At 72.8% G+C, this 23,169-nt stretch carries 23 protein-coding genes; 21 read left to right on the top strand and 2 right to left on the bottom strand.

The features are described 5' to 3' along the window. The first annotated feature begins 21 nt into the window (after positions 1 to 21). From pstS to CR165_RS14080, 14 genes are all read left to right on the top strand, one after another. Positions 22 to 1,074, top strand: coding sequence for a phosphate ABC transporter substrate-binding protein PstS (gene pstS, locus CR165_RS14015; protein WP_109517629.1), 1,053 nt, complete (start codon positions 22 to 24; stop codon positions 1,072 to 1,074). 111 nt (positions 1,075 to 1,185) lie between these two features. Further along, complete coding sequence (gene pstC / locus CR165_RS14020) at positions 1,186 to 2,181, top strand: phosphate ABC transporter permease subunit PstC (protein ID WP_109517630.1); 996 nt, start codon at positions 1,186 to 1,188, stop codon at positions 2,179 to 2,181. A 5-nt stretch (positions 2,182 to 2,186) separates the two neighbouring features. Then, positions 2,187 to 3,071, top strand: a complete 885-nt coding sequence (pstA, locus tag CR165_RS14025) for a phosphate ABC transporter permease PstA (RefSeq protein ID WP_181378165.1) — start codon at positions 2,187 to 2,189, stop codon at positions 3,069 to 3,071. 20 nt (positions 3,072 to 3,091) lie between these two features. Next, entirely contained in the window at positions 3,092 to 3,901 is an 810-nt protein-coding gene (gene pstB, locus CR165_RS14030; protein ID WP_109517748.1) for a phosphate ABC transporter ATP-binding protein PstB, read from the top strand. Between the two features lie 10 nt (positions 3,902 to 3,911). Next, a complete protein-coding gene (gene phoU, locus CR165_RS14035) occupies positions 3,912 to 4,664 on the top strand; it encodes a phosphate signaling complex protein PhoU (RefSeq protein WP_109517631.1) in 753 nt (250 codons plus the stop codon). A gap of 40 nt (positions 4,665 to 4,704) precedes the next feature. Beyond that, positions 4,705 to 5,421: a phosphate regulon transcriptional regulator PhoB gene (gene phoB / locus CR165_RS14040; RefSeq protein WP_109517632.1), complete on the top strand. Its 717-nt coding sequence runs from the start codon at positions 4,705 to 4,707 to the stop codon at positions 5,419 to 5,421. 103 nt (positions 5,422 to 5,524) lie between these two features. After that, entirely contained in the window at positions 5,525 to 5,887 is a 363-nt protein-coding gene (locus tag CR165_RS14045) for a DUF4870 family protein (protein WP_109517633.1), read from the top strand. A 101-nt stretch (positions 5,888 to 5,988) separates the two neighbouring features. After that, complete coding sequence (locus CR165_RS14050; RefSeq protein WP_109517634.1) at positions 5,989 to 6,402, top strand: ATP-binding protein; 414 nt, start codon at positions 5,989 to 5,991, stop codon at positions 6,400 to 6,402. Positions 6,403 to 6,430: 28 nt separating this feature from the next. Continuing rightward, positions 6,431 to 6,754, top strand: coding sequence for an STAS domain-containing protein (locus tag CR165_RS14055; RefSeq protein WP_109517635.1), 324 nt, complete (start codon positions 6,431 to 6,433; stop codon positions 6,752 to 6,754). A gap of 37 nt (positions 6,755 to 6,791) precedes the next feature. Next, positions 6,792 to 7,562, top strand: a complete 771-nt coding sequence (locus CR165_RS14060; RefSeq protein ID WP_146201908.1) for a CheR family methyltransferase — start codon at positions 6,792 to 6,794, stop codon at positions 7,560 to 7,562. A 104-nt stretch (positions 7,563 to 7,666) separates the two neighbouring features. Further along, the gene (locus CR165_RS14065; protein WP_109517637.1) at positions 7,667 to 8,797 is read left to right on the top strand and encodes a chemotaxis protein CheW; all 1,131 of its coding nucleotides are present in this window, start codon (positions 7,667 to 7,669) and stop codon (positions 8,795 to 8,797) included. After that, positions 8,797 to 9,897 (top strand): chemotaxis protein CheB, encoded by a 1,101-nt coding sequence (locus CR165_RS14070; protein WP_109517638.1) that lies wholly within the window; start codon positions 8,797 to 8,799, stop codon positions 9,895 to 9,897. The genes CR165_RS14065 and CR165_RS14070 overlap by 1 nt, the downstream gene beginning before the upstream one ends. Before the next feature lie 18 nt (positions 9,898 to 9,915). Beyond that, complete coding sequence (locus CR165_RS25400; RefSeq protein WP_219929755.1) at positions 9,916 to 10,653, top strand: response regulator; 738 nt, start codon at positions 9,916 to 9,918, stop codon at positions 10,651 to 10,653. After that, positions 10,653 to 13,178 carry a chemotaxis protein CheA gene (locus tag CR165_RS14080; RefSeq protein WP_109517639.1) on the top strand — a complete coding sequence of 842 codons (2,526 nt, stop codon included), beginning with the start codon at positions 10,653 to 10,655 and terminating at the stop codon, positions 13,176 to 13,178. Before CR165_RS25400 ends, CR165_RS14080 begins: the two co-directional genes overlap by 1 nt. 50 nt (positions 13,179 to 13,228) lie before the next feature. Here the strand turns inward: CR165_RS14080 and CR165_RS14085 are convergent, their stop codons facing one another. Beyond that, positions 13,229 to 13,627 (bottom strand): DoxX family protein, encoded by a 399-nt coding sequence (locus CR165_RS14085; protein WP_109517640.1) that lies wholly within the window; start codon positions 13,625 to 13,627, stop codon positions 13,229 to 13,231. Between the two features lie 274 nt (positions 13,628 to 13,901). Here CR165_RS14085 and CR165_RS14090 point away from each other — a divergent pair, with 274 nt between their 5' ends. Together CR165_RS14090 and ydiJ are read left to right on the top strand one after the other, a co-directional pair. Then, entirely contained in the window at positions 13,902 to 14,690 is a 789-nt protein-coding gene (locus CR165_RS14090; RefSeq protein WP_109517641.1) for an enoyl-CoA hydratase/isomerase family protein, read from the top strand. A gap of 147 nt (positions 14,691 to 14,837) precedes the next feature. Beyond that, positions 14,838 to 17,855 carry a D-2-hydroxyglutarate dehydrogenase YdiJ gene (gene ydiJ, locus CR165_RS14095; RefSeq protein ID WP_109517642.1) on the top strand — a complete coding sequence of 1,006 codons (3,018 nt, stop codon included), beginning with the start codon at positions 14,838 to 14,840 and terminating at the stop codon, positions 17,853 to 17,855. Positions 17,856 to 17,987: 132 nt separating this feature from the next. On the opposite strand, the gene CR165_RS14100 is transcribed toward ydiJ, so the two are convergent. Beyond that, entirely contained in the window at positions 17,988 to 18,839 is an 852-nt protein-coding gene (locus CR165_RS14100; protein ID WP_109517643.1) for a LysR family transcriptional regulator, read from the bottom strand. Positions 18,840 to 18,940: 101 nt separating this feature from the next. Between CR165_RS14100 and CR165_RS14105 the strand changes: the two genes are divergently transcribed. From CR165_RS14105 to CR165_RS14125, 5 genes are all read left to right on the top strand, one after another. After that, a complete protein-coding gene (locus CR165_RS14105; protein ID WP_109517644.1) occupies positions 18,941 to 19,726 on the top strand; it encodes an SDR family oxidoreductase in 786 nt (261 codons plus the stop codon). A gap of 11 nt (positions 19,727 to 19,737) precedes the next feature. Next, positions 19,738 to 20,457, top strand: a complete 720-nt coding sequence (locus CR165_RS14110) for a ribonuclease activity regulator RraA (RefSeq protein ID WP_109517645.1) — start codon at positions 19,738 to 19,740, stop codon at positions 20,455 to 20,457. A 77-nt stretch (positions 20,458 to 20,534) separates the two neighbouring features. Continuing rightward, positions 20,535 to 21,506 (top strand): Bug family tripartite tricarboxylate transporter substrate binding protein, encoded by a 972-nt coding sequence (locus CR165_RS14115; RefSeq protein WP_109517646.1) that lies wholly within the window; start codon positions 20,535 to 20,537, stop codon positions 21,504 to 21,506. Between the two features lie 156 nt (positions 21,507 to 21,662). Continuing rightward, positions 21,663 to 22,682, top strand: coding sequence for a Bug family tripartite tricarboxylate transporter substrate binding protein (locus tag CR165_RS14120; RefSeq protein ID WP_109517647.1), 1,020 nt, complete (start codon positions 21,663 to 21,665; stop codon positions 22,680 to 22,682). Beyond that, complete coding sequence (locus tag CR165_RS14125; RefSeq protein ID WP_181378166.1) at positions 22,679 to 23,155, top strand: tripartite tricarboxylate transporter TctB family protein; 477 nt, start codon at positions 22,679 to 22,681, stop codon at positions 23,153 to 23,155. Before CR165_RS14120 ends, CR165_RS14125 begins: the two co-directional genes overlap by 4 nt. The last annotated feature ends 14 nt before the right edge of the window (positions 23,156 to 23,169 follow it).

Here is a 23,169-nt window from a genome sequence, read left to right on the forward strand (position 1 = left end):
CGGACGCAAGAACGGAGAGATATGGTGAGCAATCGACTTCTGGCCCTGGCGGCTGGCGTTGTGGCCACGTTTGGCCTGTCCATGACCGCGCACGCGCAGCAGGCGACCATCACCGGGGCGGGCGCGAGCTTCCCCAACCCGCTTTACCAGAAGTGGGGCGAGGCGGCGAAGGAAGGCGCGGGCATCCAGCTCAACTACCAGTCCGTCGGCTCGGGCGCCGGCCAGGCGCAGATCCGCAACCGCACCGTCGATTTCGGCGCCTCCGACGCGCCGATGACGGCCGAGCAGCTGCAGGAGCACAACCTGCTCCAGTTCCCCTCGACCATGGGCAGCCTCGTCGCCATCGTGAACATCCCGGGCGTCGAGGACCACCAGATGCGCCTGACGGGCGAGCTGCTGTCCGAGATCTACCTGGGCAAGATCACCAAGTGGAACGACCCCAAGCTGGTCGAGATGAACCCGGGGCTGAATCTGCCGAACCTGGCGATCGCGCCGGTCTACCGTGCCGACGGCTCGGGCACGACCTATGTGTGGGTCTCCTACCTCTCGGCCGTCTCCAGCGAGTTCAAGCAGCGCGTCGGTATCGGCACCTCGGTGAAGTGGGCCGCCGGCACCGGCGCCCGCGGCAATGAGGGCGTGGCCGGCACGGTGCGCAACGTGCGCGGCGCCATCGGCTATGTCGAGCACGCCTATGCGGCGCAGAACAAGCTGGTCACCACCCAGCTGCGCAACAAGGCCGGCAACTTCGTCCAGGCCGAGCCGGAGGCCTTCCAGGCCGCCGCCGCCAATGCCGACTGGTCCACGCCGAACTTCGCCGCCAGCCTGATCGACACCCAGGGCGACAAGTCCTGGCCGATCGTCTCGCCCACCTTCATCCTGCTGCCGAAGAACCCGCAGGACGCGAACCGGGCGCAGAACGTGATGAAGTTCTTCGACTGGGCGTTCAAGAACGGCGACCAGATGGCCGTGCAGCTCGACTACATCCCGCTGCCGGAGACGGTCGAGAACGCCATCCGCGCCGCCTGGGCCGCCGAGGTGAAGGTGGACGGCAAGCCGGTCTGGCCGGCCAACTAATCCGGCCAGTACGAGCGGACGAGACCAGGGCGGGCGGTTCCGGAAGGACCCGCCCGCTTCCCGCAAGCCGGGCCGGGCGCTATCCCGCCCCGCAAACCCGCTTTCCGGAGCATCCCCTTGCAGCAGGCTGCAACCCTCTCCGCCCAGACGGCGCCGCCACCCACGCATGAATTGCGCCGGGGCCGAAGCTCCGGCGCGCTGGGCGACGCCATCTTCGCCGCCGCCTGCCGCAGCGCCGGCGTGCTCGTGCTTCTGCTGCTCGGCGCCATCATCCTGGAGCTGTTCCTGGGTGGGCTGCAGGCCTTCCGCACCTTCGGCCCCGGCTTCGTCACCTCGACGGAGTGGGACCCGGTGCAGGAGGTGTTCGGCGCCGGCGTGTCCATCTACGGCACCATCGTCACCGCGGTGCTGGCGCTGATCATGGCCGTGCCGCTGGCCTTCGGCGTGGCCTTCTACCTGACCGAGCTGGCGCCGGCCTGGCTGAAGCGCCCGGTCGGCACGGCGGTGGAGCTGCTGGCGGCGGTGCCCTCCATCATCTACGGCATGTGGGGCTTCTTCCTGATCGTCCCCTTCATGTCGACGACCCTGCAGCCCTTCATCATCGACACGCTGGGCACGCTGCCGGTGCTGGAGAACCTCTTCGCCGGCCCGCCCTTCGGCACCGGCATCTTCACCGCCGCGCTGATCCTGGCGATCATGGTGCTGCCCTTCATCGCCGCCACCATGCGCGACGTGTTCGAGACCGTGCCGCCCGTCTACAAGGAGAGCGCCTACGGCCTCGGCTGCACGCAGTGGGAGGTGGTGCGCAGCGTGGTGCTGCCCTACACCCGCGTCTCGGTGGTGGGCGGCATCATGCTCGGCCTCGGCCGCGCCCTGGGCGAGACCATGGCCGTCACCTTCGTCATCGGCAACGCCAACCGCATCTCCACCAGCCTGTTCGGCCCGGGCAACACCATCGCCTCCGTGGTCGCGCTGGAGTTCGGCGAGAGCGAGCTCGGCAGCCTCAAGCTCTCCGCCCTGCTGGGGCTGGGCTTCATCCTGTTCGTCATCTCCTTCATCGTGCTGGCTGCCTCGCGCTTCCTGCTGCGGCAGCGGCTGAAGGCCTGAACACCATGAGCGCCACCCTCCACCCCGCCAGCGGTCCCGCCAAGGACATGCGCGTCGCCGCCGCCCTGGGCCGCCGCCGCCGCGCCACCTCCCATCTCGTGAAGTTCGCCTGCTACGGCGCCACGGCGGTCGGGCTGCTGCTGCTGCTCTCCATCCTCGGCACGCTGTTCTGGAACGGCTTCGCGGCGCTGAACCTGCGCGTCTTCACCGACATGACGCGCCCGCCCGGCTCCGAGGGCGGCCTGCTGAACCCGATCATCGGCAGCCTGATCCAGACCGGCATCGGCACCGCCATCGGCACGCCGATCGGCCTGCTCGTCGGCACCTACCTGGCCGAGTATGCCAAAAACTCGCCGCTGGCCAACGCGGTGCGCTTCGTCTCGGACATCCTGCTCTCGGCGCCTTCCATCCTGATCGGCCTGTTCGTCTACCAGATCCTGGTGGTGCCGTTCGGCGGCTTCTCCGGCTGGGCCGGCTCGGTGGCGCTGGCCATCATCGTCATTCCCATCGTGGTGCGCACGACGGAGGACATGCTCCGCCTGCTGCCCGACACGCTGCGCGAGGCCGTCATCGGCCTCGGCGCGCCGAAGTGGAAGATGATCACGCTGGTCTGCTGGCGGGCCGCGGCGTCCGGCATCGTCACCGGCGTGCTGCTGGCGGTGGCGCGCGTGGCGGGCGAGACGGCGCCGCTGCTGTTCACCTCGCTCGGCAACCTGAACTGGTCGCTCAGCCTCTCCGCGCCCATGTCCAGCCTGCCGATCACCATCTTCGCCTATGCCGGCTCGCCCTATCAGGACTGGATCGCGCTGGCCTGGGCCGGTGCGCTGATCATCACCCTGGGCGTGCTGGGGCTCAACATCGTGGCGCGCAGCCTGCTGCGCAGGAAGTGAGGAAGACCATGGGCGTTTCCATGATCCAGACCGGCGCGGACACCGCCGTGGCCGCCAAGCCGGGCGCCGCGATGAACGCGCCGCGCATCGCCGTGCGCGATCTTGACTTCTACTACGGCGCCAACAAGGCGCTGAAGGGCATCAACTTCGACCTGCCGGACCGGCAGGTGACGGGGATGATCGGCCCCTCGGGCTGCGGCAAGTCCACCCTGCTGCGGGTGCTCAACCGCATGTACAGCCTCTACCCCGGCCAGCGCGCCACGGGGCAGGTGCTGCTCGACGGCAAGAACATCCTCGACGCCGATGTGGACATGAACGCGCTGCGCGCGCGCATCGGCATGGTGTTCCAGAAGCCGACGCCCTTCCCGATGACGATCTACGAGAACATCGCCTTCGGCGTCCGGCTGCACGAGAAGCTCTCGAAGAGCCAGATGGACGAGCGGGTGGAATGGGCGCTGACGCGCGCCGCCATCTGGGGCGAGGTGAAGGACCGGCTGAACAGCAACGCCATGGGCCTCTCGGGCGGCCAGCAGCAGCGCCTCTGCATCGCGCGCTCCATTGCCGTGCGCCCGGAGGTGATCCTGCTCGACGAGCCGACCTCGGCGCTCGACCCGATCAGCACCCTCAAGATCGAGGAGCTGATCGACGAGCTGAAGCAGGACTTCACCATCGCCATCGTCACGCACAACATGCAGCAGGCGGCGCGCTGCGCCGACCAGGTGGCCTTCTTCTACCTTGGCGAGCTGATCGAGGTGGCGCCTGCGGAGGAGATGTTCACCGCGCCCAAGCAGAAGAAGACCCAGGAATACATCACCGGCCGTTTCGGCTGACGAGGGCGCCATGAAGACCTTGCCGACCGAGACGTCCGACCCGCAGCCCCAGCAGAGCGAGCACATCGTGCGTTCCTACGAAGAACAGCTCAAGCGCCTGCGCGAGATGGTGGCCCGCATGGGCGGGCTGGCCGAACGCCAGGTGGCCGACGCCGCCACGGCCCTGATCCGCCGCGACACCGAGCTCGCCAGCGCCGTCGTCGGCCGCGACGGCGAGATCGACGCGCTGGAGACCGAGATCGAGAATTTCTGCGTCCGCCTCCTGGCGCTGCGCCAGCCGATGGCGGCCGACCTGCGGCTGATCGTCGCCGCCATGAAGGTCTCGACCGACATCGAGCGCATCGGCGACTACGCCCGCAACGCCGCCAAGCGCGCCATCGTCGTCTCGCAGCAGCCGCACCTCGGCAGCCTCAACGGTTTCCAGTGGATGGCCAAGCTGGTGCAGGAGAACCTCAAGGAGGCGATCGACGCGCTGGTGAAGGAGGACGCCGCCGCCGCCGAGCGCGTCTGGGGCGCCGACGCGCCGGTGGACGACATCTACAACGGCATCTTCCGCGAGATGCTGACGCACATGATGGAGGACCCGCGCAATATCACCGCGGCCACCCATCTGCTGTTCATCGCCAAGAATTTCGAGCGGATCGGCGACCACGCGACGAACATCGCGGAGACCGTCCACTACGCCGTGCTCGGCCACATGCTGCCCGAGGACCGTCCGAAGTCCGACGCCTCCGCCTACACCGTTGTCCGCCCGCCCGCCTGAGCGCGGCACCCGCGAGACTGACCGAGGAAAGACCCCGGCCATGGCCGAGCTGAATTCCGGCATGCCCCGCCCGACCATCCTGGTGGTCGAGGACGAGGCGCCGCTGCTGACCCTGCTGCGCTACAACCTGGAGAAGCAGGGCTTCCAGGTGGACGAGGCGGCCGACGGCCAGGAGGCGCTGATGCGCGTGGCCGAGGCGCCGCCCGACCTCGTGCTGCTGGACTGGATGCTGCCCGCCATGTCCGGCCTCGAGGTCTGCCGCCAGCTGCGCCGCCGGCACGACACGCGTGGCCTGCCGATCATCATGGTCACCGCCCGCACCGAGGACCAGGACGCCGTCCGCGCCCTCGACACGGGCGCGGACGACTATATCGCCAAACCCTTCGTGATGGAGGCGCTGCTGGCGCGCATCCGCGCCCTGCTGCGCCGCTCCGGCGGCGTCGCCACCAAGGGCACGCTGGCCTGGCAGGACGTGACGATGGACCAGGACGCGCACCGCGTCTCGCGCGGCGGGCGGCCGCTGCATCTGGGCCCCACCGAGTACCGGCTGCTGGAGTTCTTCCTGCAGCATCCCGGCCGCGTCTTCTCGCGCGAGCAGTTGCTGGATGCGGTGTGGGGCCGCGACATCCATGTCGAGCCGCGCACGGTGGACGTGCATATCCGCCGCCTGCGCAAGGCGGTGAACGGCGAGGGCGAGGTGGACATCATCCGCACCGTGCGCAGCGCCGGCTACGCGCTGGATCTGGAGCACGCCTGAGGCGTCCGGGCCGGGGCCGCCCGCCGGGGCGGCCCGTCCGGCCTTGCACCCGGCGGCGCGGGAGGTCATCTGCCAGGCTGCGCAACCGCCAGGGAGGCCCCGCATGGACCCCGTCACGCCACAGCCGCGCGAGGCCGATAGCCGGCTGCGCAACGTCGCGCTCGCCGTGCACGGCCTCTACGCCGCCAGCTTCCTGCTCGGCGTCACCGTGCTGGTCGGCGTGGTGCTGGCCTACATGAAGCGTGCCGATGCGGCGGGCACCATCTACCACTCCCACCTGACCTACGCGATCCGCACCTTCTGGATCGGCCTCGCGCTCAGCGTGGTGAGCTTCGTGCTGTCCTTTGTGGGGCTCGGCTTCCTCCTCGGGTTCTTCGCCCTGGTGTGGTTCGTCATCCGGCTGGTGCGGGCCTTCCTGGCCTGGAACGACCGCCGCGCCGTGGAGCGGCCGGAGCGCTTCTTCTGAAGGCGCCTTCCCCCGGACTCCCGCCACGCGGCGCCGACTGACAGGCGCCGCCCACGGCATTACCCTGTGGCCTGAATCGGAAGGACAGGATACCAGCCTGCATGGCGGGAAGCATGGAACTGTCGCTGCGCCTGTGCCCCGGGGCGCAGGCCGTGCCGGTGTTGCTGGACCGGCTGGAGGCCTATGCGGAGGAGACCGGCCTGCCGATGGGGCCCTCCCAGCGCCTGGCGCTGGTCTGTGAGGAATGGCTGGCCAATGTGGCGATGCACGGGACCGGGGCGAGCTATGCCGAGCTGTCGCTGTGGCGCGAGCCGGGGAGCCTGCATCTGCGCCTGGCCGATGACGGGCCGCCCTTCGACCCCCTGGCCGCGCCGCCGCCCGACACGAGCCGGCCGCTGGAAGAGCGTATGGCGGGCGGCCTCGGGCTGCATCTTATGCGCCGGATGACCCGGCGCCTGGACTATGCGCGGGAAGCCGGCTGCAACAGGCTGCTGGCCGTGCTGGACGTGGCGTGATGCAATGCGACAAGGAGCGGGAGAGACCATGGAGATCGTCGAGGTCCGGGCGGAGGGCGCAACGGTGGCGGTGCTGGAGGGACGGCTCGACACCGTGACCGCCCCGCTGGTCGAGGCGCGTCTCCTGGCCCTGCTGGAGGAGGGCGCCGTGGTGGCTGATCTCGCGGCGGTCCGCTACGTTTCCTCGGCGGGGCTGCGGGTGCTGCTGCGGGCGGCCAAGCAGGGCATGGGCTCCGGCCGCGGCTTCAGCATCTGCGGCCTGCAATCCCCCGTGCGCGAGGTGTTCGAGATTTCCGGATTCGACCGCATCATCCCCGCCTATCCGACACGGGCCGAGGCCCTGGCCGCCTGAGCCGCGCCAGGGCGAGGGGCAGGGGCATGTGCGCGCCATGATGCCGCCCCTGCCGGCCGAGGCACTGGCCAGCCAGGGGCTGGAGCGGCTGGTCGGCCTCTCCGACGGCATGGTGCTGCAAGGCCGGCTGCGCCGCGCCGCGCCGCTCATCGCGGAGGCCGGGCCCGGGCGGCTGCCCAGCCCCGAGATGGACGACCCCTTCTGGGCCCGGCTGATCGATGCCGTCACGGTGCAGGAGACGCGGCTTTTCCGCACGCCGCAGCAATGGCTGGGGCTGGCGGCGCGGGTGCTGCCGGGGCTGGCCGGGCTGGGCCGGCCGGCGCAGCTGCTTTCCGCCGGTTGCGCCACCGGCGAGGAAGCCTGGACCCTGGCCGTGCTGGCGGCGGGGGCGGGGCTTCCGGCCCGGGTGCTGGGCCTGGACCTCTGCCGCCCGGCGCTTGAGCGGGCCGCCAGCGGCCTGTTCCCGCCCGGCCCGCCCGACCCGCTGCGCGATGTGCCGCCGCCCTATCGCCGCTTCTTCACGGTTTCGGCCGAGGGGGTACAGGCCCGCCCCGGCCCGTATGTCTCCGTGCGCGTGGCGCGCGCCAATCTGCTCGATCTGCCCGGGGCAGGCCCGTCCTTCGATGTCATCCTTTGCCGCAACGTGTTGATCTACCTGACCTCCGAGGCGCGGGAGAGGGTGCTGCGCCGGCTCCTTGCGCGGCTGGCGCCGGGCGGGGCGCTGCTTCTGGGCGCCACCGATCTGCCGCCGCCGGAGCTCGGCCTTCGCCCCTGGGCGGAGGACCAGCCCTGCCTGTGGTGCCGGTGAGCGAAGCCGCGCTTCAGGCGGGCGGGCACTGGTTCCGCCTGCCGCCAGGTGCCAGGGCGGTTCCGCCGGTTCCCCTGCGTCCCGTGCCAGGCATGCCGCCGGGCATGCTGGGGCTGGCGCTCCGGCAGGGCGTGGCCGTGCCGGTCCTGGCGCCCGGTGGCAGGGCCGGCGTGGCCTGGCTGGCCTGCGAGGGCCCGGCCGGTGCCTACCTCGTCACGGGCGATGCGGTGGCGGCGCCACCGCCGCCGGAGGCGTCGCCGCTGCCCCTGCCGTACATCGCCCCCCTTGCCGTGCCGCCGGTGACGCCGGTTGCGGCGCTGGCGCCCGCCCTGCCTGCGGCGCCGCGGCGGGAGGAGGGGCTGCTTCTGCATCTGGAGGGCTGGCATTGGCCGCTACCGCCGGGCGTGCTGCTGCGCGTGGTGCCGATGCCGCCCCTTTCCCCGCCGCCCGGCCATCCGCCGGGGGCGCTGGGGCTGGGTCCGGTGCCGGGGGAGGCCGGCGCGGCGCTGCTGCTGGACCCGGCCTGGCTGGACCCGGCCGCGCCGCCGGCCGGGTCCGCGCCCTTGATGGCCGTGCTGGTGCTGGAAGGCCGCCGCTACGCGCTGCCCTGCGACCACCTCGTTCCGGGAGCCGGGGGCGAGGCCACGTCGCTGCTGGCATCGCGGCTGGCATCGCGGCTGGCATCGCGGCTGGCGTCGCGGCTGGCGTCGCGGCTGGCGTCGCGTCTGGCGGGGCCGGATGCCGCGCCATTGCGCGCCCTGGCGCCGCCGCACCGTGCCGCGCCGCTGCCGCCGGTGGCGCCCAGCCGGGTCCTGCTGCTGGCGCGGGTGGGGGTGCTCGACTTCGCCCTGCCGCTGGAGGAAGTGGCCGCCGTGGTGGCTCCCCAGGCGCCGGCCGCCGTGCCGGCAGGCGGCAGCCGCCGGCTGCGCGGCGTGGTGGCGCATCGCGGTGACGTGCTGCCGGTGCTGGATGGCGGCGAGGCGCTGGGCCAGCCGGCGGTGCTGGCGGCGCAGCCCGCGCCGCCCCTGCTGCGGCTGGCCGGCACGCCGCCCCTGGCCCTGGCGGTGAGCGGCGTGCAGGGCCTGCGCCGCTGGCCGGAGGCCGACATCCATGCCCTGGAGACGTCCGGGCTGGTGGCGGCGCTGGCCATGGCGCCCCCCGGCGCCGCGCCCGAGCGCCCGCTGCCGGTGTGCCGCGCCGCCGCCCTGGCCGCTCTGCTGCCGGGAGGCGCGTGATGATCCGCGTCCTGGTGGTGGACGACAGCGGCTTCATGCGGCTGGCGCTGCGGCGGATCATCGAGGCGGATGGTGACCTGAAGGTTGTGGGGGAGGCGGCCAACGGCCACCTCGCCCTGGAGCTGGCCGAGCGCCTGCAGCCGGACGTGGTGGCGCTCGACCTGGAGATGCCCGGGCTGGACGGTCTGGCCGTGACCGAGCGGCTGATGGCGCTGCCCGCCCCGCCCGCGGTGGTGATGGTGAGCCACCACACGCGCGAGGGCTCGGAGATGGCGCTGGCCGCCCTGGCACGCGGCGCGGCGGACTACCTGTGGAAGGGCTCGGCGCTGTCCGGCCTCGATCTCGGGCAGATCGACCGGGAGTTGCGCGGCCGGCTGCGCCACTGGGCCACCCAGCGCCCGGCCGGGTTGCCGCTGCCCCAGCCCGTGCCGCCCCAGCGCCTGCCGCCCCAGCCTGTGCCGGCCATCTCCACCCTGCCGCCGCGCAGCCGTGAGGATGAGCGGTTCGACCTGCTGCTGCTCGGCGCTTCCACCGGCGGCCCCGATGCGCTGGCCGCGCTGCTGGGGGCGGCGGGCGCGCTGCCGGTGCCCTGCGTGGTGGCGCAGCACATGCCGGCCGCGCTGGGGCCGGATTTCGCGCGGCATCTGGCGGCGCGCACGGGGCAGCCCGTGGTGCTCGGCGCGCATGGCGGGCGCCTCGTGCCGGGCGAGGTGCTGCTGCTGCCGGGCGGCACGGACGGCCACCTGGCCTGCGCCCCGGAGGGCGGGCTGACCCTGCGGCTGGCGGCGGGGGCGGGGCTCGTGCATCCTTCGGTGGACGGGTTGTTCCAGTCCGCCGCCCTGGCGGCGCGGCGGCCGGTGGCGGTGGTGATGAGCGGCATGGGGCAGGATGGCGCAGCCGGCGTGGCACCGCTGCTGGCGCGGGGCGGTATGGTGCTGGTGCAGGAGGCGGCCAGCTGCGTCGTCGCCGGCATGCCGGGGGCGGCCGCCGCTGCGGCGCGCGCGGCGGGAATGGCGGTAGAGGCTGCCGCGCCTGCGGCGCTGGGCCGCCGGCTCGCCCGGCTGCTGTCCGCGGCGCCCGCCTCCGGGCCCCGTGGCTGAGGCGGAAAGGAAGCGCCCATGACCGAGCCGCTCGATCCGGAACTGCTGGCGGCCTTCCTGCCGGAGTGGGAGGCCGCCGCCGCGGCCCTTGCCGGGGCCGGGGCCACCGCCGCCCCCCGCCTGCTGGACCAGCTGCGCGGCATGGCCGGCGCCTTCGGGCTGCGCTCCCTGTCCGAGATCCTGGCCACGGCGGAGCCGCTGCCGGAGCCCTTCGCGCCGGGGGCGCTGGCGGGCCTCGCCGCGCGGCTGCGGGCGCAGGCGGCGCGCATCGCCGAGGCGGGCGCGGATCTGCCGCCGCCGGAGGAGGCGCCACCGCGGGACGCTTCGCCGCCGGAAGGCTGCCGCGTGCTGCTGGTGGATGACAGCGCCATGATGCGCCGCCTGCTGCGCGAGAGCCTGGCCGCCGACCCCGCCTTCGTCGTGGTGGGCGAGGCCGCCAACGGCCATGCCGCGCTGGAGCGCATGGCGGCGCTGCGACCGGACCTCACCCTGCTGGATATCGAGATGCCGGAGCTGGACGGAATCGGCGCCCTGCGCGCCTGGAGCCTGACGGGACCGGGCGCGGTGGTGGTGGTCTCCTCCGCCGCGCGGCCCGGCACCGCGCTGGCGGCCGAGGCGCGGCGCCTCGGCGCGGCGGCGGTGGTGGGCAAGCCCTCCGGTGCCTTCAGCCCGGATCTGCGCGACCGCCAGGGCGATGCCATCCTGCGCGCCGCGCGCCACGCCGCCGGCCTGCCGCCCGCCGGGGAGGGGCGTTGATGCTGGGGGAGGAGGACGCCCTCTGGGCCGAGTTCGCCGCCGAGAGCGAGGAGCATCTCGATGGCATCGAGGTGGCGCTGGCGGCGGCCGCGCCCGGGGCGGAGGCGGTCAACACCCTGTTCCGGGCCTTCCACAGCCTGAAGGGCATGAGCGACGCACTGGGCGCCCAGGGGCTGAAGGCGCTGGCGCACGCGGCGGAGGATGTGCTTGGCCTGGTCCGCGCCGGTCGGCTGCCGCTCGACCCGCCCCTGGCCGAGCTGCTGCTGCGGACGGTGGACACGCTGCGCCGCCAGCGCCGGCAGGTGCTGGAGCATCGCCCCGAGCAGCCCGCCGACCCGGCCCTGATGGCGGCTTTGCGCCGATTCGCCGGCACGCCATCCGCCCCGCCCGCCAGGGCCGCCCCGGTGCCCCCCGCGGCCGCCGATCCGCTGCTGGCCACCCTGGCCTCGCGCGCGCGCGCGGCGGTGCCGCTGCTGGCGGCGCTGGCGGGACCGGCGCCGGACCTCGCGGCGCGGCGCGAGGCCGCCGCCCTCTCCGAAGGCGCGGCGCTGCTCGGGCTGCACCGCCTGGCCGCCGGATTCGCCGCCCTGGCGGAGGGCGGGGCGGGGCTGGCGGCGCTCGGCCGCCTGCGCCGGCAGCTGGAGCGGCTGAGCACCCTGGCCGGCGAGGCCGCCGGAGCCGAGGAACTTCCCGTCGCCCTGCGGGGCACCCAGGAGGCATGGCTGGAGCCGCTGCTGGCCACGCTGGAGGCGGGAGCCGCGCCCGGCGCCGTGGCCGGCGCGGCGCAGGAGGCCGCAGCCATGGCCGCCGCCCTGGGGGAGGACGCGCTGGAGCAGCGCCTGCTGGTGCTGGAAGACCTGGCCGACCGCGCCGCCGAGCCCGATGCCGCCGCCGCCCTGGCCCAGGCCCAGGCCGCCATGCTGCACGGCCGGCGTGACGCCGCCCCCCTCCTGCCCGATGCCGCGCCGGGGGAGACGGAATCGGGCCTGCCGGCCATGTTCCTCCCCGTCATGGGGGCGGAGGCGCGGCGCCGCGCCCTGGCGGCCCGGGCGGCGGGCCGGGGGCTGTTCCTGGCGCGGCTGGCGCTGGGCGTGGACGCGGCGATGGAGGAGCAGGCGGGCGACTGGCTGCGCCGGAAGGGCGAGGTGCTGGCCAGCCACAACCCCGCCGGTGCCGAGCCACCCGTGCTGGAGCTGCTGCTGGCCAGCGAGGAAGGCCTCCCCGCCTTGTCGGAACAGGCGGCGCTGCTGGACCCCGGGTGCCATGTGCTGCGGGAGATCGCCGCGCTGCCCGGGGCCGCCCCCGCGGCGGAGGCCGAGGCCGCGGGCCCGGTGACGCTGCGGGTGCGGCAGGAGACGGTGGACGACATCATCGCCCTGCAGGCGGAACTCGGCGCGGCCGTCCTCTCCCTCTCCGAGGTGGTGCGGGAGGGCGGCACGCGCGCCGCGCTGGGCCGGCTGGCGGGGCTGGAATCCTCGCTGCCGCCCCATGCCGCGCCGCGCCTCGCGGCCGAGATGGAGCGGCTGCGCCAGGGCCAGGAGGCGCTGGAAGCCCTGGAGAGCCGCGTCGGCCTGGCACTGCGCCGGCTGGACGAGGCGGTGATGGGGCTGCGCGTGGTGCCCATCGGCACGTTGCTGTCGCGCCTGCCCCGCGTCGCGCGCACCGTGGCGCAGGCGGGCGGCAAGCAGGTGGAGGTGCTCCTGGAAGGGCAGGCGGTGGCGATCGACCGCGGCCTGGTGGAAATCCTCTCCGACCCGCTGCTGCATCTGGTGCGCAATGCGGTGGACCACGGGCTGGAAGGGCCGGCGGCGCGGCGGGCGGCGGGCAAGCCGGAGCGCGGGCTGCTGCGCGTCGCCGCCGCGCGGGAGGGCAGCGAGATCCTGGTGCGCGTCGCCGATGACGGGGCGGGGATCGATGCCGGGCGGGTGCTGCGGCGGGCGGTGGCGCAGGGCCTCGTGGACGAGGCCGGGGCGGCGCGGCTTTCCCAGCCGGAGGTGCAGGCGCTGCTGTTCCGTCCCGGCTTCTCCACCGCCGAGCGGGTGACGGAGACCTCCGGGCGCGGCGTGGGGCTGGATGTGGTGCAGGAGGCGGTGCGCCGCGCCGGCGGCACGCTAAGCGTGGAAAGCCGGCCCGGCGAGGGCACCGCCTTCCTGCTCCGCCTGCCGCTGACGGCCTCGATCCAGAGCGTGCTGCTGGTGGAGGTGGCCGGCCATCCCTATGCCCTGCCGGCGGCGCGGGTGCAGGGCGTGGTGGAGGCGGGCAGCCTGCCGGTGGAGGCCGAGCCGCGCGCGCTTTCGGCGCTGCTGGGCCTGCCGGAGGATGCGGGGCCGGGCGGGGCGGGGGTGGCGGTGCTGGTGCGCTCGGGCGGGCGGCTGCTGGCGCTGCGGGTGGACCGGGTGCGCCGCCGGTCGGACCTGCTGCTGCGCCCGCTGCATCCGGCCCTGGCCAGCCTGCCCGGCGTGGGCGGCATGGGCGTGCTGGGCGATGGCGAGCCGGTGGTGCTGCTGGAGCCCGAGGGCTTCTGAGGCCGGCGGGGCCGTCCAGGAGAGGTGGCACCTTTCCTGGCGGCGCCCTCTCAGCGGCGGCGGCCGTCGATGCTGAGGCTGCCGGGGCCGGCGAAGACCAGGTAGAGGAACACGAAGCAGAACAGGATGGCGGCATCGCCCCCGTTCAGCACCGGATAGAAGCTGCGCGGCGCATGCGCCAGGAAGTAGGCGAAGGCCATCAGCCCCGACAGCACGAAGGCGGCCGGCCGGGTGAACAGCCCCACCAGCACCAGCAGGCCGCCGAACAGCTCCAGCATGCCGGCCGTCCAGGCCATGGTGAAGGCTGCCGGCAGCGTGCCGCTGGAGGGCGGGGCAGGGAAGCCGAGCAGCTTCTGCGTGCCGTGCGCGATGAACAGCAGGGCGGCCATGATGCGCAAGGCAGCCAGGGCGTGTGGCGCGAAGCGTTGCAGGGAAGAGGAACCGGTCACGGAGTGTCTCCTGGCTGGCGCAGGCGGGAAGCTCCGCGCTCTGCGCGGAGATGGACCGCATGATGCGCGATGCAATGCACCATCACACGGGCGCCAGCTTGGCGGGAGGGCTGTTTCGCGCCACCGTGGCGAAGCGGTGCCCCGGAACTGTCAGGTGTTGATTGTTTACAGCCTTCGCGCCTGCCCGTAAGACTACCGCAAGGAATGGCGGCATGGCCGCCCGACCGCACGAGGAAACGGCCGGCGGCGCCGGCCCGACAGGGAAACAACCGGCATGAGCGGCAACGACGACATTCTCTTCCAGACGCTGGAAGGCGGCATCGCCCGCGTCACCTTCAACCGCCCGCAGGCGCGCAACGCCTTCACCTTCGAGATGTATGAGCGCCTCGCCGCCTATTGCCAGGAGGTGGCGGAGGACAAGTCGATCCGCGCCATCATCCTGACCGGCGCTGGCGACAAGGCCTTCGCGGCGGGCACCGACATCAACCAGTTCCGTGCCTTCAAGACGCCGGAGGACGCGATCCAGTACGAGGAGCGGATCAGCCGCATCATCACGGTGCTGGAATCCTGCCCCAAGCCCACCATCGCGGCGATCAACGGCGCCTGCACCGGCGGCGGCGGCGCCATCGCCGCCTCCTGCGACATCCGGGTGGGTGCGAGCAACGCCCGCTTCGGCTTCCCCATCGCGCGCACGCTGGGCAACATCCTCTCCATGGGCGCCTTCTCGCGGCTGGTCTCGCTGATCGGCCCCTCGCGCACCAAGGAGATGATCTTCACGGCCCGCCTGCTGGACGCGGCCGAGGCCAAGGAGATCGGCCTGCTGCACGAGGTGGTGCCGGAGGGCGGCGATCTTCAGGCCCGCGCCGAGGAGCTGGCCCGCACCATCGCCGGCAACGCGCCGCTGACGCTGCGCGCCACCAAGGAGGCGATCGCCCGGCTGCGTCCGGCCATCTCCTCCGAGGAGGGCAAGGACCTGGTGCTGATGTGCTACATGAGCCAGGATTTCCGCGAGGGCATGGACGCCTTCCTCAACAAGCGCCCGCCCGTCTGGAAGGGCGAGTAACAACAGGCGCCCTGCTGGCCGGGCAGGGCTGAAATCCGCACCCGGCCTCTTCTCTTTTTCCGGTGCGGTGGCATGACAGGGGCGGCAGCCGGGCAGGCCATCGGGCCAGGCCGGGCTGCCTCCCCGCGCGTGAAAGGCCAATCCCCGATGATCCCCCGCCTCGCCGAACTGCCCGCCCCGGTCGCGCCCGCCCTGGCCTTCCTGGATGAATTGCGGCTGCGCGGCTTCTCGGGCGATCTCTCCTCCGGCGCGGCGGACCGGGTGGTGATGGCCACCGACAACTCCATCTACCAGCGCCAGCCGCAGGCGGTGGTCTTCCCCCGCGGCGCCGAGGATCTGCAGCGCATCGCGAAGGTGGCGGCGGACCCTCGCTTCCAGGGCCTCGCCATCGGGCCGCGCGGCGGCGGCACCGGCACCAACGGCCAGTCGCTGACCGATGGCATCGTGGTCGATGTCTCGCGCCACATGACCCGCATCCTGGAGATCAACGCGGCGGAGGGCTGGGTGCGCGTCGAGCCCGGCGTGGTGAAGGACGCGCTGAACGCGGCGCTGAAGCCGCTTGGCCTGTTCTTCGCGCCCGAATGCTCCACCAGCAACCGCGCGACGCTCGGCGGCATGATCTCCACCGATGCCTGCGGCCAGGGTTCCTGCCTCTACGGCAAGACGCGGGACCATGTGCTGGGGCTCACGGTGGTGCTCATGGACGGCACCCTCTGGGAGAGCCGGCCGATGGACGACGCGGCGCTGGCGGCGGTGGCGCGGCGGCAGGACATGGTGGGCGCCATCCACCGCGTGGCGGACGGCATCGCGCGCGAGCAGGCGCAGCTCATCGCCGAGCGCTTCCCGCCGCTGAACCGCTGCCTCACCGGCTACGATCTCGCCCACATCCGCGACGGGGAAGGGCGGTTCGACCTCAATTCGCTGCTCTGCGGCTCCGAGGGCACGTTGGCGATGATCGCGGAAGCCCGCATCCGCGTGCTGCCCATCCCGAAGCGCAGCGCGCTGATCAACCTGCGCTACGACAGCTTCGACGCCGCGCTGCGCGACGCGCGCGTGCTGATGGCGCTCGGCGCCGCCTCGGTGGAGACGGTCGATTCCAAGGTGCTCGGCCTGGCGCGCGGCGACATCGTCTGGACCAGCATCGCCGAATACCTGCCGGACGATCCGGAAGGCGCCGCCGCCGGCATCAACCTCATCGAGTTCGTGGGCGACAGCGAGGCGGAGGTGCAGGCCAAGCTCGGCGTGGTGGAGGCGCGCCTCGCCGCCGAGGGGCGCAGCCTCGGGCGGCGCGGGCACACCGTGGCGTGGGATGCGGCGGGCGAGCGCATCCAGGCCATGCGCAAGCGCGGCGTCGGCCTGCTCGGCAACATGCAGGGCGAGCGCCGGCCGATCGCCTTTGTCGAGGACACCGCCGTGCCGCCGGAGAACCTCGCCGACTTCATCGGCGAGTTCCGCGCCGCGCTGGACCGGCGCGGGCTGGAATACGGCATGTTCGGCCATGTCGATGCCGGGGTGCTGCATGTCCGCCCGGCGCTCGACATGAAGGCCGAGGGCGCCGAGCGGATGATCCGCGAGATCACCGACGAGGTCTTCGCCCTCACCCGGAAGTATGGCGGGCTGCTCTGGGGCGAGCACGGCAAGGGCGTGCGCTCCGAATACGTGCCGGAGGTGTTCGGGCCGCTCTACCCGAGCCTGCAGGCCATCAAGGCCGCCTTCGACCCGCGCAACCAGCTCAACCCCGGCAAGATCGCGGCACCCGATGGCGAGGCGCTGCTGGCGATCGACCGCGTGCCGATGCGCGGGCAACTCGACCGCACCATCCCCGCCCCCGTGCGCGCCGCCCATGACGATGCGCTGCACTGCAACGGCAACGGCGCCTGCTTCAACTACGACACGCAGGACGCCATGTGCCCCTCCTACAAGGCGACGGGCGACCGCCGCCATTCGCCGAAGGGGCGCGCCAGCCTGTTCCGCGAATGGCTGCGCCAGCTCTCCGCCGCGGGGGTGGACCCGATGGCGGAGGCGGAGCGCATCCGCGGCACCTCCTTCCTCTCCGGCCTGCCTGCCCGCATCCGCAACGAGCGGGCGCGCCGCCGCGGCGAGGACGATTTCTCCCACGCGGTGAAGGAGGCGATGGATGGCTGCCTCGCCTGCAAGTCCTGCACCGGGCAATGCCCGATCAAGGTGGATGTGCCGAGCTTCCGCGCGAAGTTCCTGGAGATCTACCACGGCCGCTACCAGCGCCCGCTGAAGGACTACCTGGTGGGCATGATCGAGCAGGTGCTGCCGCTCGGCGCCCGGGTGCCGGGGCTGGCCAACGCGGTGCTGGGCAGCGGGATCGGCCGCGCGCTGGCCGCGAAGGGCGGGCTGGTGGACGCGCCGCTGTTCAGCGGGCGCAACCTGGTGCGGGAGGCCGCCGCCCAGGGCGTGCGCCTCGCCACGCCGGAGGCGCTGCGCGGCCTGGGCGAGGCGGAGCGCCGGCGTCATGTGGTGCTGGTGCAGGACGCCTTCACCACGCATTTCGAGACGGGGCTGGTGCTGGACCTGCTGGCGGCGCTGCGGGCCATGGGCTTCACCCCCTGGCTGGCGTCCTTCCGCCCGAACGGCAAGCCGCTGCATGTGCATGGCTTCCTCGGCGCCTTCCGCCGCCAGGCCGAGGCCAATGCCGCCATGCTGCGCGCCCTGGCCGAGAGCGGGGTGGAACTGGTGGGCCTCGACCCGTCGATGACGCTGACCTACCGCTCCGAGTACAAGGGCATTCCCGTGCCGCCGGTGCTGCTGCCGCAGGAATGGCTGGCCAGGCGCCTGGAGCTGCTGCCCGAGTTGCCCCAGGGCGAGGGCTTCTCCCTGCTGCCGCATTGCACGGAGCGGACCAATGCCACCGCCTCGCTCAAGGAATGGCAGGCGGTGTTCGCGCGGCTCGGCGCGCCGCTCGCCGTGCTGGCCTCGGGCTGCTGCGGCATGGCCGGCACCTATGGGCACGAGGCGGAGCACCGTGACACCTCGGAGCGCATCTACGATCTCTCCTGGCGCGGTCATGTGGCGAAGCGGGGCGAGGCGCTGCTGGCCAGCGGCTATTCCTGCCGCAGCCAGGTGAAGCGGTTCGATGGGGTGCAGTTGCGCCATCCCATCCAGGCGCTGCTGGCGCGGCTGAAGGAAGCGTAAGGAAAGAATCTTCTTTTTCTGAAGAAAAAGAAGCAAAAAGACTTTGTCAGTTTGGCGCTGCGCTCTCCGCCAGCGTGCCGCCAACTGGCAAAAGTTTTTTGGTTCTTTTTTCCAAAAAAGAACGTCTTTCTTTTAACTCTCCAGAAACGCCCGCACCAGCCGCGCCCGCGTGCTCCCCCGCATCCAGAGCAGCCCGATGCGCCGGGGCGGAAAGGGCCGGGGCAGGGGCAGGCGCGCGATCTCCAGCCCCACCGGCCAGGGCGGCGCCCAATCCGGCACCAGAGAGACGCCGAGGCCGCGCCCCACCATCACCGCGATGGCGTCCAGCGCATCCAGCTCGAAGCGCTCGCGGGGCGCGATGCGGGCGGCGCGCAGGTAGCGGTCGGCCAGCCGCCCGCCCCACTGGTTGCGGTCGTAGCGGATGAAGGGCTCGGCGGCGAGCAGGGCGTGCGGTTCGGCCTGGGCCTGGGCGGCGGGGGCCAGCACCACCAGCGGCTCCTCCCGCAGCAGGCGCCATTCGCAGCTTTTCGGCAGGGCGAATTCCGGCTGCACGATCAAGGCCGCATCCAGCTCGCCCACCAGCACGCGGCGGTAGAGATCGGCCGAGATGCCGGGGGAGATGTGCGTCTCCATCTGCGGGTAGCGCGTGGCCAGCCGCGCCAGCATGGCCGGCACCAGGCCGGTGAGCGCCGTGGCGATGGCACCCAGCCGCAGCTCCCCCGCCAGCGCCCCGGCGGTGGCGAGCGCCCGCAGGTCGCGCGCCTCCCGCAGCAGGGCGCGGGCGCGGTCGAGGATGGCGAGCCCGGCCTCGGAAGGCGCCACGGTGCGGCCGGCGCGCAGCAGCAGCGTGGCGCCCATCTCCGCCTCCAGTGCCTGGATGCGCTGGGAGAGGGCGGCCGGCGTCAGGTGCAGGCGGCGCGCGGCGGCGGCGATCGAGCCTTCCTCCACCACGGCCACGAAGCTGTCGAGGAAGCGCGTGTCCATCGTGAAGGAAATCTATCGTCCGAAAGCAGGAAAGGAAGGGTTTTCTGTTCTTCTCCCGCTTGCCAGACTGCACCCCGACAGACTGCAAGAGGACAAGGCCGATGGATCTGGGCCTGAAGGACAAGGTGGCGCTGGTGCTGGGCGCCGGTGGCGGCCTCGGTGGCGCCATTGCCCGCTCGCTGGCGGCCGAGGGCGCGAAGCTGGCGCTGGCCGATGTCAGCGCCGAGGGGCTGGCGCGCATCGCCGCTGAGGTGAAGGGGCTGGGGGCGGAAGCCATCACCCTGGAATGGGATTTGGCCGACCTCGCCGCCATCGAGACCAACGTGGCGCGCATCGAGGCGGAGCTTGGCCCGGTGCAGGTGCTGGTGAACAACACCGGCGGCCCGCCGCCCACCCCCGCCGCGGGCCAGGACCCGGCGCTGTGGGCCAAGCACTTCAACGCCATGGTGCTCAGCGTCATCGCGCTGACGGACCGCGTGCTGCCGGGAATGAAGGCCGCCGGCTGGGGCCGCGTCGTCACCAGCACCTCCTCGGGCGTGGTGGCGCCGATCCCCAATCTCGGCATCTCCAACGCGCTGCGCTCGACGCTGCTGGGCTGGTCCAAGACCCTGGCGCGCGAGGTGGGGCGGGACGGCATCACCGCCAACATCATCCTGCCGGGCCGCATCGCCACCAGCCGCATCCGCTTCCTCGACGAGCAGAAGGCGAAGCGCGAGGGGCGCGACGTGGCGCAGGTCGAGGCCGAGAGCACCGGCTCCATCCCCGCCGGCCGCTATGGCGAGCCGCAGGAATATGGCGACGCGGTGGCCTTCCTCGCCTCCACCCGCGCCTCCTACATCAACGGTTCCGTCATCCGCGTGGATGGCGGGCTGATCGCCAGCATCTGAGGTCCATGCCCATGTCCGTCGAAGTCGCAGCCCTCGATCCCAAGATCATCGAGACCCTCTCCGGCATCTCCACCGCCACGCTGACCACGGTGCTGCTGAAGAAGGGCCTGCGCAACGTGTGGATGCGCGGCACCCGCCCGCTGAAGCCGGGCCAGCCGCGCCTTGTCGGCCGCGCCTTCACGCTCCGCTTCGTCCCCGCCCGCGAGGACCTGGCGACGCCGGCCTCCTGGTCCAACCCGATCTCCACCCGCAGCGCCATCGAGGCGATGCCGGAGGGCGTCATCGTGGTGGCGGACGCCATGGGCTGCACCGATGCCGGCATCTTCGGCGACATCCTCTGCGCCCGCATGGCGAAGCGGAAGGTGGCGGCGCTGATCACCGACGGCGTGGTGCGCGATGGCGCCGGCGTCATCGGCACCGGGCTGCCGGTGTGGTGCCAGGGCAACGCGGCGCCGCCCTCGGTCGCCGGCCTCACCTTCATCAACTGGCAGGAGCCGGTGGGCTGCGGCGGCGTCGCCGTGTTCCCGAACGATGTGGTGGTCGTCGACGATGACGGCGCCGTGCTGATCCCGGCCGCGCTGGTCGAGGAGATCGCGGACCTCGCCGCCGAGCAGGAGGCGCAGGAGAGCTGGATCATGGGCGAGGTGGAGCAGGGCGCCTCGCTGCCCGGCCTGTATCCGCCGAACGCCGAGAACAAGGCCCGCTACGAGGCGAGCCGCAAGAAGAGCTGAACCCGGCCCGGCGCCACGCCCTCCACCAAGAGGGGGCGGGCGCCACCAGGGACGGGAGGAAGGAGAGACAAGATATCATGACCATCACCCGCCGCAGCCTCGCGGCCCTGGGTGTGGCGGCGCTGGCCGTCCGCCCGGCCAGCGCCGCCGCCTGGCCCACCGAGCGCCCGATCGTGGTCTATGTGCCGTTCCCCCCCGGTGGCGGGGTGGACCAGATGGCGCGCGTGATCCTGCCGCATGTGCAGCGCCACCTGCCGGGCTCGACCTTCGTCGTCGAGAACCGCCCCGGCGCGGGCAGCCAGATCGGCATGGAGGCCACCTTCAACGCCAAGCCGGATGGCTATGTGCTGGGTGCCGTCACCTCGCCGGCGATGATGACCATCCCCTTCGAGCGGCCCGTCCGCTACAAGGTGGATGAGTTCACCTACATCGCCAACGTGGTGGACGATCCGGGCGGGCTTTGGGTGAAGACGGATTCGCCCATCAAGTCGCTGGCCGACCTGCTGGAGCGGGCGAAGAAGGACCCGGGCGGCCTCAGCTTCGGCACCACCGGCATCGGCTCCGACGACCATCTGGTGATGCTGGAGGTGGAGCAGGCGGTGCCGGGCGTCAGCTTCAGCCATGTCCCCTTCAACGGCGCCGCGCCGCTGCAGACCGCGGTGCTCGGCGGGCATCTCGATCTCGGCTGCTTCAATGTCAGCGAGGGCGGGCCGGGCTACCGCGACGGCCGCTTCCGCTGCCTGGCCCAGGCCGGCGCGCAGCGCGACCCCTCCATGCCCGACGTGCCGACGCTGACGGAGCAGGGGGTGAAGGTGGTGGCCGGCGCGCAGCGCGGCGTCGTCGCTCCGCCCGGCCTGCCGCCGGAGATCCGGGACAAGCTCGTCACCGCCTTCCGCGCCGCGCTGTCCGACCCGCAGTTCCTGGCCGATGCCGAGCGCGTGGTGCTGCCGGTGAAGGGCATGGTGGGCGACGAGTACCGCAAGACGGTGCTGGGCCTCGATGCGCGGCTGAAGGAGATGTGGGCCCGCAAGCCCTGGCGCGACCAGTAGGCCGCGCCGGCCAGGGCCGCGCCCTTCAGGAGGGGCGCGGCCTTTTCTATGCTACCAACTGTTGACAGTTTAATGTTGGGGGCCACAGGCTGCGCCCCATCGGGACAGTAAGGGGCCACAGCCGCGCGGCCGACGCGGCAGGGCCGAGGAGGAAAAATGGACAAGATCGAGGCCCTGGCGCGCGGTGACGCCCTCCCTGGCGCGAATGCCGGCTGGCGCCGCCGTGCGATGCTCTCCGGGCTCGGGGGGGCGCTGCTCGCCGCCCCCTTCATCCGCCCTGCGCGCGCGGCGGGCTTCCCGCAGCGCCCGATCGAGGTGGTGACGCATGCCGGCGTCGGCGGCGGCACCGACATCACCGCCCGGATGATGATGATGCAGGCGCCGGCCGAGCTGGGCGGCGAGATGACGGTGGTGAACAAGACCGGCGGCAGCGGCGCCGCCGCCATCGCCTACGCCGCCAGCCGCCCCAAGGACGGCCACACCCTGCTGCTGGTGACGCAGAGCCATATCCTGACCATGCTGCGCATGCGCCTGCCGGTGCAGTTCGACGACCTCGTGCCTCTGGCGCGCGGCACGGCGGACGCGCAGGTGCTGATGGTGCGGGCCGGCGGCCCGCTGCGCTCGGCCGACGCGCTGCGCGAGCAGGGGCGGAGCCGCTCGCTGAAGATCGGCGTCACGGCGGTGGGCAGCCTGGACCATGTGGCGAGCTTCGGCTTCGCCCGCGCGGCGGCGTTGCAGCCGCTCTCGGCCGTGCCGTTCCGCGGCGGCGGCGACATCGTGGTGAACCTGGTCGGCGGCAACATCGACATCGGCCTGCTGAACTATGCCGAGGCGGAATCGCAGATCACCGCCGGCGAGGTGCGCCCGCTGCTGGTGCTCTCCGACGCGCGCATCGCCGCCCTGCCGGACACGCCCACGGCGAAGGAGGCCGGCATCGACTTCTCGGCCACGGTGGCGCGCGGCTACTGCGTGCTGAAGGGCACGCCGGAGGACCGCGTGGCGAAGCTGCGCGAGGGGCTGGTGCGCGCCATGCGGACGCCGGCCTATGGCGACTATCTCGCCAGCTCCGGCCAGTCGGCCGACAGCGTCGCGGGTGCCGAGGGCTGGGCGCGGCAGCTCGCCGAGTACCAGGCGCTCAGCCGCGAGGCGCTGGCCGAGCTGGGGCTGGCGCGGTGAGCCGCCCCACCCCCTTCCTGTGGCGGGACCGGCGCGTGGCGCTGGCGGTGGCCGCCGTCGCCCTGGCCTTCCTCGCCGGCACCTTCAGCTTCGACGCGGTGCCGGCGGCGCTGATGGAAGGCATGGGCGCCAGCGAGTTCCCGCGCCTGGTGGGCTTCGTCATCCTGCTGCTGGCGCTGGTGCTGGCGCTGCAGCCCGCCCCGGCGGAGGAGGAGGCGCTGCCCGCCATCAACCGCTGCGGCTGGGCCACCTTCGCCGCCTGCCTGGCCTTCCTGGCGGTGATGGCGCTGGCCGGCATGCTGGTGGCCATGTTCGCCTTCATGGTCGGCGTGGGCTGGCTGTGGGGGGAGCGGCGCCCCGGCGTGCTGCTGGCCAGCGCCGGCGGCATGGTGCTCTGCCTCTGGCTGCTCTTCGTGCGCGTGTTCGGCCTCACCCTGCCGGGCGGCCTGCTCGGCGACATGCTGTTCAACTGAGCGGGGCGCACGGA

This window comes from Teichococcus aestuarii (assembly GCF_003116135.1).
Classification (GTDB): Bacteria; Pseudomonadota; Alphaproteobacteria; order Acetobacterales; family Acetobacteraceae; genus Pseudoroseomonas; species Pseudoroseomonas aestuarii.